General features: G+C 42.5%; 12 protein-coding genes, 1 other RNA gene and 1 other annotated feature. Of the genes, 2 read left to right on the forward strand and 11 right to left on the reverse strand.

Annotated features, from left to right (window positions below; genetic code table 11):
- The first annotated feature begins 75 nt into the window (after nt 1-75).
- Entirely contained in the window at nt 76-1,341 is a 1,266-nt protein-coding gene (locus LCD32_RS11890) for a replication-associated recombination protein A (RefSeq protein WP_060781233.1), read from the forward strand.
- A 32-nt stretch (nt 1,342-1,373) separates the two neighbouring features.
- On the opposite strand, the gene LCD32_RS11895 is transcribed toward LCD32_RS11890, so the two are convergent.
- From LCD32_RS11895 to LCD32_RS11915, 5 genes are all read right to left on the reverse strand, one after another.
- On the reverse strand, nt 1,374-2,138 hold the full coding sequence (locus tag LCD32_RS11895; RefSeq protein ID WP_008342718.1) for a ThiF family adenylyltransferase: 765 nt from the start codon (nt 2,136-2,138) through the stop codon (nt 1,374-1,376).
- A 92-nt stretch (nt 2,139-2,230) separates the two neighbouring features.
- Nucleotides 2,231-2,411: non-coding RNA, 6S RNA (gene ssrS, locus LCD32_RS11900), on the reverse strand.
- 77 nt (nt 2,412-2,488) lie between these two features.
- Nucleotides 2,489-4,267 (reverse strand): aspartate--tRNA ligase, encoded by a 1,779-nt coding sequence (aspS, locus tag LCD32_RS11905; RefSeq protein WP_035391010.1) that lies wholly within the window; start codon nt 4,265-4,267, stop codon nt 2,489-2,491.
- An 18-nt stretch (nt 4,268-4,285) separates the two neighbouring features.
- A complete protein-coding gene (hisS, locus tag LCD32_RS11910) occupies nt 4,286-5,560 on the reverse strand; it encodes a histidine--tRNA ligase (RefSeq protein ID WP_052320807.1) in 1,275 nt (424 codons plus the stop codon).
- Between the two features lie 73 nt (nt 5,561-5,633).
- Nucleotides 5,634-5,873: a binding site (T-box leader), on the reverse strand.
- A 58-nt stretch (nt 5,874-5,931) separates the two neighbouring features.
- A complete protein-coding gene (locus LCD32_RS11915; RefSeq protein ID WP_003216250.1) occupies nt 5,932-6,102 on the reverse strand; it encodes a YrzK family protein in 171 nt (56 codons plus the stop codon).
- Nucleotides 6,103-6,239: 137 nt separating this feature from the next.
- Between LCD32_RS11915 and LCD32_RS11920 the strand changes: the two genes are divergently transcribed.
- On the forward strand, nt 6,240-7,820 hold the full coding sequence (locus LCD32_RS11920; RefSeq protein ID WP_060781234.1) for an SH3 domain-containing protein: 1,581 nt from the start codon (nt 6,240-6,242) through the stop codon (nt 7,818-7,820).
- 97 nt (nt 7,821-7,917) lie between these two features.
- Here LCD32_RS11920 and dtd read toward each other — a convergent pair whose 3' ends face one another.
- The 6 genes from dtd to LCD32_RS11950 all read right to left on the reverse strand — a co-directional run bounded on the left by dtd (nt 7,918) and on the right by LCD32_RS11950 (nt 14,628).
- Nucleotides 7,918-8,361 carry a D-aminoacyl-tRNA deacylase gene (dtd, locus tag LCD32_RS11925; protein ID WP_017358114.1) on the reverse strand — a complete coding sequence of 148 codons (444 nt, stop codon included), beginning with the start codon at nt 8,359-8,361 and terminating at the stop codon, nt 7,918-7,920.
- Nucleotides 8,362-8,379: 18 nt separating this feature from the next.
- Entirely contained in the window at nt 8,380-10,590 is a 2,211-nt protein-coding gene (locus tag LCD32_RS11930; protein WP_008342726.1) for a RelA/SpoT family protein, read from the reverse strand.
- Between the two features lie 142 nt (nt 10,591-10,732).
- Entirely contained in the window at nt 10,733-11,245 is a 513-nt protein-coding gene (locus LCD32_RS11935) for an adenine phosphoribosyltransferase (protein ID WP_008342729.1), read from the reverse strand.
- Between the two features lie 23 nt (nt 11,246-11,268).
- Nucleotides 11,269-13,602, reverse strand: coding sequence for a single-stranded-DNA-specific exonuclease RecJ (gene recJ, locus LCD32_RS11940; RefSeq protein WP_224563836.1), 2,334 nt, complete (start codon nt 13,600-13,602; stop codon nt 11,269-11,271).
- Between the two features lie 81 nt (nt 13,603-13,683).
- Nucleotides 13,684-14,040 (reverse strand): lipopolysaccharide assembly LapA domain-containing protein, encoded by a 357-nt coding sequence (locus LCD32_RS11945; protein WP_017367707.1) that lies wholly within the window; start codon nt 14,038-14,040, stop codon nt 13,684-13,686.
- A 99-nt stretch (nt 14,041-14,139) separates the two neighbouring features.
- A complete protein-coding gene (locus tag LCD32_RS11950) occupies nt 14,140-14,628 on the reverse strand; it encodes a cation:proton antiporter regulatory subunit (RefSeq protein WP_008342734.1) in 489 nt (162 codons plus the stop codon).
- Between the last annotated feature and the right edge of the window lie 186 nt (nt 14,629-14,814).

Genomic DNA, 14,814 nt, shown 5'->3' on the forward strand with positions numbered 1-14,814 from the left:
AGGACGCATCCCTTTTCTATTTGAAGAAATTTCGGTACTCTATACAAACAAGACATTGCTTTAGGAGAGATAATCATGAAACCTTTAGCGTATCGGATGCGCCCAAGTCATATTGGAGACATTATTGGGCAGGAGCATCTCGTTGGAGAAGGTCAAATTATTAGACGAATGGTCGAGGCGAAACATTTGTCCTCGATGATTTTATACGGGCCGCCGGGAATCGGCAAAACATCCATTGCAACTGCAATCGCTGGCAGTACAAGCATTGCCTTCCGTACATTGAATGCGGTGATTCATAACAAAAAAGATATGGAAGCTGTCGCCGCTGAAGCGAAAATGAGTGGTCAGGTCATCTTGATTTTAGACGAAGTCCACAGACTCGATAAAGGGAAGCAGGATTTCCTTCTTCCGTATTTAGAAAATGGCATGATTATTTTAATTGGCGCGACAACAGCTAATCCGTATCATGCGATTAACCCAGCCATCCGCAGCCGGACACAAATATTTGAGCTGAAGCCGCTGGAAACAGAACAAATCAAAGCTGCATTATCTCGAGCTTTACAGGATGAACATCGCGGGCTTGGCGGTTATTCGGTCAAAGTTGATGAGGAGGCAATGAATCATTTTGCAAATGGATGCGGAGGAGATGTACGTTCCGCTTTAAATGCGCTTGAACTAGCCGTCTTATCGACAAAAGCGGATGAATCTGGACAGATCACGATCACTCTAGCTGCAGCAGAAGAATGTTTACAAAAAAAGAGCTTCTCGCATGATAAAAACGGTGATGCCCATTATGATGTCCTCTCGGCTTTTCAAAAATCCATTAGAGGATCTGACGCAGATGCTGCGCTTCATTACCTTGCAAGACTCATTGAAGCGGGAGACCTTGAAAGCATTTCGAGACGATTACTTGTGATGGCTTATGAAGATATTGGCTTAGCCAGTCCGCAGGCAGGGCCACGTGTGTTAAGCGCTGTTCAAACAGCTGAGAGAGTTGGTTTCCCAGAAGCACGAATTCCACTCGCTAATGCCGTGATTGAACTGTGTCTTTCTCCAAAGTCAAACTCCGCTTACCAAGCGATTGATGCGGCATTGCATGATATTCGCACGGGGAAAATGGGTGAAGTTCCCGTTCATTTAAAAGATGCCCATTATAAAGGGGCAGCTGCACTTGGAAGGGGCGCCGATTACTTATATCCGCACGATTATGAAAATGGCTGGGTGAAGCAGCAATATTTACCTGACCCGCTGAAAAACAAGCAATATTATGAACCAAAGCAAACTGGAAAATTTGAAGGTGGGCTAAAGCAAGTGTATGAAAATTTAAGACGGCAAAAATAAAAAAAGCCCCCTGCTCTATGCAGGCGGGCTGTTTATTTATCTTTCACACGTGTAATCGGAATATCTTTTAACAGTTTCATAATGACATGACCACCCATGATCAGTCCAGCCACAGATGGAACAAACGCATTGGATGATGGCGGCATTTGTGCCTTACGAATTTTCGCTTCATCATTTCCAACTTCTTTTCTCACATCTTCACGAATGACAATCGGACTTTCATCAGAGAAAATAACTTCAATCCCCTTACGAATGCCTTCCTTCCGCAGGCGTGTTCTGACGACTTTCGCAATTGGGTCTGTATGTGTTTTCGAGATGTCATCAATTTTAAAACGTGTCGGATCTGTTTTATTTGCAGCACCCATACTCGAAATAATGTTCACATCGCGTTTCAGGCACTCTTTCATTAAATGAATTTTATAATGAATTGTATCTGATGCATCAATGACATAATCGAGCGGATACTCAAAGAATTGTTCATATGTTTCTTCTGTATAGAACATTTTGAGCGCAACAACTTCACATTCTGGGTTAATGTCAGCAATTCTTGCCTGCATTAAGTCAACTTTAGGCTGACCAACCGTTGATAGCAAAGCTGGCAGCTGCCTATTTACATTTGTAATATCAATATCATCTTTATCAACAAGAACAATACGGCCAACACCTGAACGAGCAAGGGCTTCTACTGCAAAAGAACCTACGCCGCCTACTCCAAGCACTGCAACTGTACTGTTTTTTAATATATTTAAGCCTTCCTTGCCAATGGCAAGCTCGTTTCTTGAAAACTGATGTAACAAGTGCCTCACTCCACCTTTATTTAAAATGAATCGAAAGAATCATATCATATTCAGCGTTCTCCGTCATCCTTCTCAAATAGAAAAAAACACAAAAAAGTCCCGATCACGCCGCCAGCTTTTCCTTCGTTTTGAACCCCGCACCATGCAGGTGGGTGCTTTCTTCCTCACTTTATAAGTCCTCAGAAGAGGCATTTATGCAGAAAGGAAAGGCAAGCTCCCGTAAAAAAAAATGTTCGGTCAAAACTAGGTAACCACCGTACGTATCAGGACTTTATTTATTAGTTGATGAAAGCATATCATAGGCATGTCCCTTTTTCAAGCGTTTACATGCCTATAAACATGCGCCTATTTTACTGTTTTACTTTTGTTTTAATAGCCAAACTCAGTTCATCTAGCTGCGCTGTGCTTACAGTGCCAGGAGCATCTGTGAGAACACAGCTTGCACTTGCCGTTTTCGGGAACGCAATGGTATCTCTTAGGTTAGATCGGCCGGCAAGCAGCATCACTAAGCGGTCAAGTCCAAGCGCAATTCCGCCATGCGGAGGCACACCATGCTCAAATGCATCAAGAAGGAAGCCGAACTGATCGTACGCTTCTTCTTTAGAAAAGCCAAGTAAACCAAACATTTTCTCTTGAATGTCCTTTTCAAAAATACGAATAGAACCTCCGCCAAGCTCATAGCCGTTCAGCACAAGATCATACGCTTGAGCTTTCATATCTTCTGGACTTGTTTCAATTAATTCAAGATCATCCCGAACTGGCATTGTGAAAGGATGGTGGGCAGCATAGAAGCGGCCTTCTTCTTCATCTTTTTCAAGCAGCGGCCAATCGACAACCCATAAGAAATTAAAGACAGACTCATCGATGAGTTTAAGCTCTTTGCCAAGTTTTAAGCGAAGTGCGCCAAGCGCATCATGGACAACAGACGTCTTATCTGCAACAAAGAGTAAAAGGTCGCCTTCTTCAACTTGAAGCTGTTCTTTTAATTCTGCTTGTTTTGACTCATCAAAGAATTTAGCGATTGGTCCTTTTAACTCTGTCCCTTCAGCTTTTAGCCAAGCAAGACCTTTTGCACCATAGTTCGCTGCAAATGCACCGAGTGCATCGATGTCTTTTCTTGAGTAGTTTGCTGCAGCCCCTTTGACATTAATCGCTTTGACAGCTCCGCCATTGTTTACAGCACCGCTGAAGACTTTGAAATCTGAGTCTTTTACCGTGTCTGAAATGTTGACAAGCTTCATGTCAAATCGGGTATCTGGCTTGTCAGAACCATAGGAATTCATCGCTTCATCGTACGTCATACGAGGTAATGGCAATGTCAGGTCAACACCTTTGACATCTTTCATCACCTTTGCCATCATCTCTTCAGCAAGCGTCATGATGTCTTCTTGGCTCATAAAGGACATTTCAATATCGACTTGTGTAAATTCCGGCTGACGGTCAGCACGCAAGTCTTCATCTCTAAAACAGCGAGCGATTTGATAGTAGCGGTCCATCCCAGACACCATGAGCAATTGCTTAAATAATTGCGGAGACTGCGGCAGCGCATAGAATTCTCCTTCGTGTACACGGCTTGGCACAAGATAGTCACGTGCACCTTCTGGCGTACTTTTTGTTAAAATTGGCGTTTCAATGTCTAGAAAGCCGTGATCATCTAAGAAATGGCGGAATGCTTTTGTGACTTCATGTCGCATTTTCATCGTTTCAAACATCGCAGGACGGCGAAGATCTAGGTAGCGGTATTTTAAGCGCACATCTTCTGATACCTCATCTGCTTGATCAGAAATCACAAATGGAGGCGTCTTGGCTTCATTTAAAACAGTGACTGTGTCGACTTGAATTTCAATTTTGCCTGTTTTTAAATTTGGGTTGATCGTGGCTTCTTCTCTTGCGACCACTGTCCCCTTAATATCAAGGACATATTCATTACGAATCGATTCTGCTGTCTCAAGGGCCTCTTTTGATTGGTCTGGATGAAAGACAACTTGCACAATGCCTGTACGATCACGCAGGTCAATAAAGATTAATCCACCAAGGTCACGACGTTTTTGTACCCATCCTTTTAATACAACGGTTTGACCGATTTGGTCTTCTGTTACTTCTCCACAATAAAAAGTTCTACCAAACACAAACATTCCACTCCTTCTTTACGCTTTCTGGTGGGCTTTCATCATTTGAATCAGCTCATCAAGCTTCACTTCAATTTGTTCACCCGTTGTCGTATCTTTTACGTTTACAATTTGCTGCGCCAGCTCATCTTCACCAAGAACTGCAATAAACTTGGCGTTCAAGCGGTCTGCCGCTTTAAATTGTGCTTTTAGCTTTTTCCCTGTATAGTCCATTTCACTTGAAATGCCTTCTTTTCTTAGGCGATTCAATAAGCCAACAGCATAATCTTTTGCTTGATCTCCTAATGCCGCAATGTATAAATCAATGCCATCTTGAACAGGAAGCTCAATCTTCTCTGCATCAATCGCTGATAGGAAACGTTCAATACTCATCGCAAAGCCGATACCTGGTGATTCAGGACCGCCAATTCCTTCAACGAGTCCATCATAACGGCCGCCGCCGGCTAATGTTGTGATCGCGCCAAAGCCTTCTGCATTACTCATAATCTCAAAGGCAGTGTGATTGTAATAATCAAGACCGCGCACTAAGTTCGGATCGACGACATATTCAATGCCTAGATCGGTTAAGTATTGTTTTACTTTTTCAAAATAAGTCCGTGATTCTTCATTTAAGTAATCTTGAATGGATGGTGCCGTTGCCATCAGTTCGTGGTCGCGGTCCTTTTTACAATCAAGAATACGCAATGGATTTTGATGTAAACGAATTTGGCAGTCATGACAGAATTCATCAATTCTTGGTTCAAAATGCTCGACAAGTGCTTGACGGTAATCTGCACGGCTTTCTTTGTCACCAAGGCTGTTAATGACGAGTTTTAAGTTGGAAAGACCCGCTTTCTCATACACACTCATCGCTAATGAAATGACCTCTGCATCAATGGCAGGATCTTTTGAACCGATCGCTTCAATTCCGAATTGATAAAATTGACGATATCTTCCCGTTTGCGGACGCTCATAGCGGAACATTGGTCCAATGTAGTACAGCTTTGTAGGCTGTGCAGGCTGTGCAAACAGTTTATTTTCAACATAAGAACGGACAGTTGAAGCTGTTCCTTCTGGGCGAAGTGTGATGCTACGTCCTTTTTTGTCTTCAAATGTGTACATCTCTTTTTGAACGATATCTGTTGACTCGCCTACTCCTCGTGCAAACAGTTCCGTATGCTCAAAAATCGGTGTGCGGATTTCTTTGTATTGAAAGGCTGCACATGTATCTCTCGCAATTTGTTCAACATACTGCCAGCGTTCTGATTCTCCCGGTAAAATATCCTGTGTGCCTCTTGGAATATTAAAACTCATTTTTCGTCCTCCTACGACCATCATTCATTTTTTATGTGGACATATAAAAAACCCCCGCCTCTACTATGTGTATAGTAGGGACGAGAGTTATACCCGTGGTGCCACCCTAGTTGGAACATGATCTAGCCATGTTCCCGCTCAAATCCTTAACGCAGATTCACGTTCTCCGCCTAATGACTCATTTTTTGAGTGTTCAGCAGGAAACCTACAGAGTGTTCTTTCGTGATAAATGCCATGCGGATTCGCTTTCAGCCTAAGGCGATTCCTCTCTGCTCACGCAATTTACCCTACTATTCTCTATCATCAGTTCCACATTTTAAATTTTCAAGTGTGTTGATTTATATTATAATAAGGTCGGTGCTGCCACTCTGTCAACCCTTGCCGTGTCTCTTTTTCTTTTCCAGCTCTTCTTTTGACGTGCATCCGTATTCAGATGCCGTTTCTTCAAGGAAACCTGGTTGATCCATTTCGTCGTGCTGCCAGCGATCGATATCACGATGTCCATTATATTGCACTCGTCCTAATTTTCTGCTTAATCTCATGTTTGTACATCCTTTTATCACATTTTTATCTAGTATAAACAGATTGATTCATTTTTATTAGGGAAACTGCAAGGAATTCATCCATTACATAACGAATTAACATTCATCGGTTTTACAAGGGAGGGGAAAACACCGTTTTGAATCTGAAAACACACCATCACATGATGTTGCTGCTCACCTGTTTTGTCCTCATTGCCAGCACTTGGCCAATGACACATGCGACGGCTCAAACAGATCAAGCTGTCGTTGCAACAGATGAAATCAATGTGCGAACCGGACCTGGTTTAAGCTACGGGATCGCAGCAGTTGTGAAACGAGGAGAAAGCTACCCGATTCTCACTGAACAAGGAGAATGGGTACAGATCGGGCTATCGAACGGACAAAAAGGCTGGGTCGTCTCATGGCTGATTACCAAGTCATCTGATGCACAAAAGCCTGCTAAGCAAAAGACGCAAGGTCAAAGTACGCAAGGAAGCAGTTCGATTACCTCAACAGCCTCCGACCTTCGCATTCGGACAGGCCCAGGGACTTCCTATCAAGTCATTGGCACTTTCCCGCAGGGCGCTTCCGCTAAAAAGCTGGACACAAGCGGCGAATGGACAAAAATATCGTACAAACAAGCGGAAGGCTGGGTCCACTCTGATTATATTTCTGGCGGACAAAACGCTTCTTCATCCAGTTCAGCTGAGCCCGCTCGTTCTAAACAGTCCGGCACAGTTGGCGTATCAAGCTTGAATGTTCGAAAATCGGCGGCACCAAATGCACAAGTGGACGCTTCACTTTCCCGTAACACTCAAGTCACCATTTTACGGGAGCAAAATGGCTGGTATGAAATCGAAGCAAAAGGCGTTAAAGGCTGGGTTGCAAGTTATTATATTGTCTCAAACCAAGGAACAAGTGCAGCACCTGAAAAGAATTCTTCCTCTTCGTCATCTCATCAGAAAGCGTACATCGTTTATGATGGAACGAATATTAGAAAAAGCGCTTCTACCTCTGCTGGAATTGCAGAAAGAGCAACAAAAGGAGCTGCTTATCAAATTGTTCGTACGCAAGGTGACTGGTACGAGGTGACATTATCAAACGGCGGAACAGGCTACGTGGCGAGCTGGGTCGTTCAAACAAAGAAAAATAGCAGCGAAGCACCAAGACCTCAGCAGGATTCATCGTCTGGCACTGGATCTTTAAAAGGCAAAACAATTGTTCTTGATCCTGGCCATGGCGGAAAAGACAGCGGCACGATCGGCGCAGACGGTGCATTTGAAAAGAATATCACGATCAAAACCGCTCATTTGCTGGCGGGTAAGTTAAGAGCTTCTGGAGCAAATGTCTATTTAACAAGAAGTGATGATACATTCATCAGCCTTCAATCGAGGGTTGCCACTTCACATTACCGAAATGCAGATGCATTTATTAGTCTTCATTATGATAGTTTTATGGACCCAAGTATCAGAGGGAGCACCGCATATTATTATCAGGCATCCAAAGATCAAAGCCTGGCGACAAGCGTTCATACGGAAGTCGCAAAACGATCACAGATCCCTGATAAAGGAGTCAAATTTGGAGATTATTTTGTTTTAAGAGAAAACAAGCGCCCTTCCCTTTTATATGAACTCGGCTATTTAAGCAATCCTCAAGAAGAAGCGATCATTTATAGCGCCTCTTACCAAGAACGAGTGACAGAAGGAATGACAGAAGGATTAAAACAATATTTCCGATAGAAAAAAGAGGCCGCTGCGCCTCTTTTTTGTTTGATCGTAAAAGAAAAAGACTCTAAACAAACTCTCAGCAAGAGTTTATCTACAGTCTAATGTCTTTCTATTCTTTGCTGTCCATCAACATGGTGACAGGCCCCGAATTGGTCAATGAGACGTCCATCATCGCCCCAAAACGTCCAGTTTCAACATGGATGCCCTTTTCTCTAAGCGTTTCATTGAAGCATTCGTAAAGTGAATTCGCCATATCCGGTTTGGCAGCTTTCATAAAGTTCGGCCGTCTGCCTTTTCTCGTATCACCATAAAGGGTAAATTGAGACACAGACAGTACACTTCCTTTTACATCTAACAAAGAATGATTCATTTTCCCGTTTTCATCTTCAAAAATACGCAAATGTGCGAGCTTTTCAGCTAAATAATGCACATCTTCTTCTGTATCTTCATGTGTAACCCCAACGAGCACCATATAGCCTTCATTGATGGCACCTGTGATCTCTTCTTCTACTTTCACAGATGCACTCGTCACACGCTGAACAACAAGCCTCATAGACGATATACTTCCTTTCTAATTCATAAATCGGCGAACTGAGTAAATGTCTTTGATTTGTTTAATGCGTTCTACCACTTTGTGCAAATGGTTAATATTTTGGATAAAGATCGCCATATGAATCGTCGCCACTTTGTTACGATCAGACTTACCAGAGACCGACGAGATGTTCGTTTTGGTTTCGTTGACTGCTTGAAGCACCTCATTAAGTAAGCCGCGTCTGTCATATCCTAATATTTCAATTTCCACATTGTATTCTTTACGGTTTCGAGCAGGCTGTTCATGCTCCCACTCAACCGGGATTAACCGTTCCTGCGCTTCTCCTGTCTTCACGTTCGGACAGTCATCACGGTGAACAGATACGCCACGTCCTTTTGTAATAAAGCCAACAATGCTATCACCAGGAACAGGATTACAACACTTAGATAAACGGACAAGCAAGTTATCAATGCCTTTCACTCGCACGCCAGCTTCGCGTTTTTTCCCGTGATATGGTTTTGACTCTACAGACACTTCTTGAACGGTTTTCTCTTGTTCTTCCTGATCTCTTTGTTTTCTTTCTTTTTCCGTTAAACGATTCGCCACTTGGAGTGCCGTAATTCCGTTATAACCAACAGCTGCATACATGTCCTCTTCATTTGAGAAATTAAATTTATCAGCCACTTTTTGCAGATTTTCAGCGGTCAAAATGTCTTTGACATCGAACTCAAGGTTTTTGATTTCTTTCTCCACAAGTTCTCGGCCTTTTTCGACATTTTCTTCACGGCGCTGTTTCTTGAAAAACTGTCTGATCTTGTGCTTCGCTTGGGAGGTTTGGGCAAGTTTGACCCAATCCTGGCTTGGTCCATAGCTATGCTTAGATGTCAGAATTTCAATAATGTCACCTGTTTTTAGCTTATGATCAAGTGTGACCATTTTACCGTTGACTTTGGCTCCGATTGTTTTATTCCCAATTTCCGAATGAATCCGGTATGAGAAATCAATTGGAACTGAACCAGACGGCAGCTCTATGACGTCTCCTTTTGGTGTAAATACAAACACCATATCAGAGAAGAGATCGATTTTTAACGATTCCATAAATTCTTCCGCATCTGTGGATTCATTTTGGAATTCAAGGATTTCTCTAAACCAAGACAGCTTCTTCTGGAAAACGGCTTCTTCCGTCGATTCTGCTGACTCTTTGCCTTCTTTATACGCCCAGTGTGCCGCAATTCCGTATTCCGCAATTTCGTGCATTTCCACTGTACGAATCTGAACTTCAAGCGGGTCCCCTTTTGGACCAATCACCGTTGTATGAAGAGACTGATACATGTTCGGCTTTGGCATCGCAATATAATCCTTAAATCTGCCTGGCATCGGCTTCCAGCATGTATGAATAATACCAAGTACCGCATAGCAGTCTTTAATGCTGTCAACCAAAATACGTACAGCCAGCAAATCATATATTTCATTAAATTGCTTATTTTGCATGACCATTTTTCGATAAATACTATAAATATGTTTCGGTCTGCCGGAGAATTCAGCCTTAATGTTCACCTCAGACACGCGGTCTTTTACTTCATTAACAACCTCGTCCAAGTATTCCTCACGTTCTGCTCGTTTACGCTTCATGAGATTCACAATCCGGTAGTATTGCTGCGGATTTAAATAGCGGAGGGCTGTATCTTCAAGCTCCCACTTAATCTTTGAAATCCCTAATCTGTGCGCAAGCGGTGCAAAGATCTCAAGGGTTTCATTTGAAATTCTTCGCTGCTTTTCCTGCGGAAGGTGTTTGAGTGTTCTCATATTGTGAAGACGGTCTGCCAGCTTAATTAAGATGACGCGAATATCCTGCGCCATTGCAACAAACATTTTACGATGGTTTTCAGCCTGTTGTTCTTCTTGTGATTTATATTTAATCTTTCCGAGCTTTGTCACACCATCAACAAGCATGGCTACTTCTTCGTTAAAATGCTCTTTTAAATCTTCTAATGTCACATCCGTGTCTTCGACAACATCATGCAAGAAGCCGCCAGCAATGGTCGAAGGGTCCATTTCAAGATCAACAAGAATTCCCGCCACTTGAATAGGATGGATAATATAGGGCTCACCTGATTTCCGGTATTGCTCCTTGTGAGCATTTTCAGCATATTCGTATGCACGCTCTATAAATTGAATATGTTCAGCGGACAGGTATTCTCTTGCCTTATCAATGACCTGCTGCGCCGTTAAAACTTGTTCGTTCGCCATGGAATCACCTTTTTAAATGAAAACTGTATTGTAGTTTATTATCAAGAAAAATTCGATAGATGTAAAGAGAAGAAGTCCGCTAAAAGATTTTTGATAGGAAAAAAGCACCCTTCTTACTGAGTGCTTTTTGCGTAAAACTCCATTAGTATTGCATTAACGTCAAGATGTCGTAACCGTCAAGCTTCTTTCTGCCATCAAGATACGTCAGCTCAATTAAAAATGCAATCCCTGCCACAACGCCGCCTAATTCCTCAACCAGCTTGATGGATGCTTCAATCGTTCCACCTGTCGCAAGCAAATCATCTGTGATCAGTACACGCTGACCAGGACGAATTGCATCTTTATGAATCGTTAATACATCTTTACCGTATTCCAAACCGTAATCGACTTTGATGACTTCACGAGGAAGCTTTCCTTCTTTACGAACTGGGGCAAAACCTACACCAAGTGCGTATGCTACAGGGCAGCCAATAATGAATCCACGCGCTTCAGGTCCAACAATGAGATCAATGTCTCTTTCCTTCGCGTATTCAACGATTTGATCCGTTGCATAACGGTACACTTCGCCTTTATCCATTAACGTTGTAATATCTTTAAATTGTACACCTTCCTTTGGGTAGTCAGGTACAACTGTCACATATTGTTTTAAATCCATCTTTTCCTTTTCCTCCTCGTACGTCAAAGCACAGGTGAGACTTCGCTCATCATGCTATTCAGCCATTCCTTCAGCTCTTTGGCTGAGGAATATGTTAGTGTTTGATCGAGTTCCATCAATCGTTGTTTTGCTGTATAAGACGATGATGCGGTTAAATCTTTTTTAGGGGCATCACGCACTATTGACAGCACACCATTCTCTATTTTAACAAAACCGAGTTCAAAAAACACCTTTGTCATAAAAATGATTGTATCTTTTGTCCAACCTCTATGTTTGGCAAGCTCCATGCCTTGTTCTTTAATAGGAAAACTTCCCCGTTTGAACAAGAACCCATAAAACCATTTGAATTGATCACGGCTCGGGAATGAGGACATAAAGTGATCTTCTTTCCGCTGAAACACCGTATAAATTCTTGCTGGTTGTTGGTTTTCTAAAAGCAGCTTGAGCAAGTGTTCATCGGCAGGAACATCGGCAAAGATCACATACTTTTCCTGCACATCAAACGTGGATACATTTTCTGCATCAATAAGATGAATCGGAATATCCACTAGCTCCGATTGCCTTTTTGTTTCTTCGTCAAAACAGAAGACCATCGTTTTTGCTGGATCAAGTGTTGATACTTTCTTTTCCCAATCTTTTTTCCCGCGCAAATCAAACAGCTGCCATTCATCTACTCTAGCGTCTTTTAGCATGAGCTGAGGTTTCTTTCGGTTATTCCATTCATTAATCGAGACCTCGCCAACGACAGAAATTAGACTCCCCGGGACAAGTTCTTCTTTTAGTTTACCTTGGTGAAAACCGACACAGTCGAGCAGCTTGTCTTCGTCTTTTAGTGACATTTTAATGTGATTTTGATTGGCCCCGATCGTTCGGATGTCTTCAAGCTGGGCGTCTTCAATCATAATGAACGGCTTAGGATTCTGCATGCCAAACGGGGACAGCAGTCCCACTTCTTCAATGGCTTGCACCGTCATTTCGTCCACTTTACATACTGCATCGACCCGTTGAATTGGAATAAAATCTTCTTCAGTCAACGTTTCATTTGCATATTGATTCAATCTTTCCCTAAGTAAAGGAACATCATCCGCTTGAAGTGTCATTCCTGCTGCCATCGGGTGTCCACCGAAATGCGGCAGGATGTCACGGCACTTGCTCAAATGGAAAAATAAATCAAAGCCAGGAATACTTCGTGCTGACCCTTTCGCCATCTGCGTTTCTTCGTCTATTCCAAGCACAATCGCCGGACGAGAAAATGTATCCGTCAATTTTGAGGCAACAATGCCGACAACACCTGGATTCCAGCCAGCTTTTGCTACGACGATAGCAGACTGGTCAGCGCCTGTCTCTTCAACCATTTGAATGGCTTCTTCCGTGATCGTACTCACAATTTTCTGCCGTTCTTTGTTCAATTCTTGTACAAAACGAGCGAGTTCTTCCGCTTCATCCATATCCTCAGTCATGAGAAGATGAACAGCCGGATCTGCTTGCTCAATTCGTCCAACAGCATTCAGCCTTGGCGCAATTTGAAAGCCGATCGTTTCCTCATTTGCTTCTTCAAGAGTGGCGCCTGCTTCTTTTAATAACGCTTTTAACCCAGGTCGTCTAGATTGACGAAGCTGCATCAGACCTTTTTTTGCAAGCCATCTATTTTCATCAAGCAGCGGGACAAGATCGGCAATTGTACCGATTGCAGCAAGATCTAATAATTCTACTGGGAGTTTACCAAGGAGTGCATGTGCCACTTTAAACGCAACACCGACACCCGCCAGCTCTTTAAACGGATACTCACATCCAGGCTGCTTAGGATGTACAATCGCAAGTGCCTCAGGCAGTTCCTCGCTTGGTTCATGGTGATCTGTGATGATCAGGTCTAATCCTATTTCTTTTGCAATACGTGCTTCATTTACAGCAGCGATCCCTGTATCTACGGTGATAACAAGCGATGCCCCTTGCTCTTTGATATATCGGAAAGCCTGTTCGTTTGGCCCATATCCTTCTTTAAATCGATCTGGAATGTAAAAGTCTACCTTAGCAGATCGTTCTTTTAGTGTATGTAAAAGTACAGACGTACTTGTCACACCATCTGCATCATAATCTCCGAAGATCACAATCGATTCCTGCTCTTCGATCGCTTTGTTGATGCGCTCTACTGCTTCTTTCATTCCTTTTAATAAGAATGGATCATGAAATTCGGCTTTTTGATCAAATAAAAAAGACCTCGCTTCTTCTACTTCTTCGAGCCCTCTTTGTACAAGAAGTGATGCAGTCAGCGCTGAAATATTCAGATTTTCAGAGAGTGATTTCACTTTTTCTTCGCTAGGATGTTCATATTCCCAACGCATTTTGGATAATAACATAAATTCACCCCTCAACCACACTATTATACTAGAGTGGACTGAGGGGTTTCAATTTTTATTTTATGAAATGATACTGGAAGATTATTTTTCCTTCCGGTCAAAAGACGCTGGCTGTTCTTTTAAAGGTGTGACATTCGTTTTCTTTTGAACGTCTTTGTCCGCCTTTTTATGAGAAGAAGCAGGGCTTGCTTTAGCGGCTGCATGTTCAGCTTTTAATGTTTTTAATTCACGTTTTAGTTTCACAATTTGGAAAATCCCCGCAAAAGCCACAATGAGTCCGCCCATAAGAACAGAACCGATAATGACAAGGATCAGCGGCCATTCAGCCGTTCCAAATAAGTAGTCTACCTGTACAGGCCGCACGTTAATAACAGCAAATACTGAGACAATTAATACGAAAATAAATGCGAGTATGATGGTCCATTGTTGTTTATTCATCTACAAATCCCCCAAGCTTTTTCTTTTATTCTTCCCTCTTTCTTGTCCTTTTTAAACACAGAAAGAACATGGCGGAAGGTTTTCTATCAGCATGGGCGCTTAGCTGCTGAGTTTTTCTTTAATGAGGCTCTTTAATTCTTTTCTTTCTCCAGAGATGACAAGGGTGTCTCCTTCTTCAATCACCGTATCTGGTCCTGGGTTTAAAATTTTCTCATGTGATTTTCTCACAATGGCGATGACTGTTACTTGATAGTTTTGGCGAACACTCAGGTCACCGATCGTCTGGTTAACAGCCGGTGCGTTCTTTTCAATCTTAAACCATTCAATGATGAGTTCATCAATGGCCACCTCCACTGTCTCAAGCGCTTTTGGTTTATAGACCATGCCGCCTAAAATAGCCGAGATTTGTCTTGCTTCTTCATCGCTAAGCAAGATACCAGAAATACATTCTTCGTGATCATCTTCTTGAAAATGATACATCTCTCTTCTGCCGTCATCATGTGTGATAATGGCAAGCTTCTCATTATTTCTTGTGATCATTTCGGCTTTGTGACCGATACCTGGCAGTTCAGTTTCCCGAACCTTCATAACAGCCCCTCCAATGAATAAAAGCCAAATGCCCCAAACGGACACTTGCTTTCTATACTGATCTAAACGTATGTCATTATAGCAAAAGACCATTTCAAGATCAATGAAACCCGAAATGTTTTTACATATCATCTTATTGTTGTGACGATGACAAGTATGATGCATGAAAAAAAGACTGCCAAGGTG

It is taken from the genome of Bacillus sp. RSS_NA_20 (assembly GCF_020165915.1).
GTDB lineage: Bacteria > Bacillota > Bacilli > Bacillales > Bacillaceae > Bacillus > Bacillus altitudinis.

Bases quoted from the DNA above. Each gene is read 5' to 3' on its own strand.
- LCD32_RS11890 (WP_060781233.1), top strand. From the start codon at position 76: ATGAAACCTTTAGCGTATCGGATGCGCCCAAGTCATATTGGAGACATT.
- hisS (WP_052320807.1), bottom strand. From the start codon at position 5,560: ATGAGTTTTAATATTCCAAGAGGCACACAGGATATTTTACCGGGAGAA.
- LCD32_RS11915 (WP_003216250.1), bottom strand. From the start codon at position 6,102: ATGAGATTAAGCAGAAAATTAGGACGAGTGCAATATAATGGACATCGT.
- dtd (WP_017358114.1), bottom strand. From the start codon at position 8,361: ATGAGGCTTGTTGTTCAGCGTGTGACGAGTGCATCTGTGAAAGTAGAA.
- LCD32_RS11930 (WP_008342726.1), bottom strand. From the start codon at position 10,590: ATGGCGAACGAACAAGTTTTAACGGCGCAGCAGGTCATTGATAAGGCA.
- LCD32_RS11935 (WP_008342729.1), bottom strand. From the start codon at position 11,245: ATGGATTTAAAACAATATGTGACAGTTGTACCTGACTACCCAAAGGAA.
- recJ (WP_224563836.1), bottom strand. From the start codon at position 13,602: ATGTTATTATCCAAAATGCGTTGGGAATATGAACATCCTAGCGAAGAA.
- LCD32_RS11945 (WP_017367707.1), bottom strand. From the start codon at position 14,040: ATGAATAAACAACAATGGACCATCATACTCGCATTTATTTTCGTATTA.
- LCD32_RS11950 (WP_008342734.1), bottom strand. From the start codon at position 14,628: ATGAAGGTTCGGGAAACTGAACTGCCAGGTATCGGTCACAAAGCCGAA.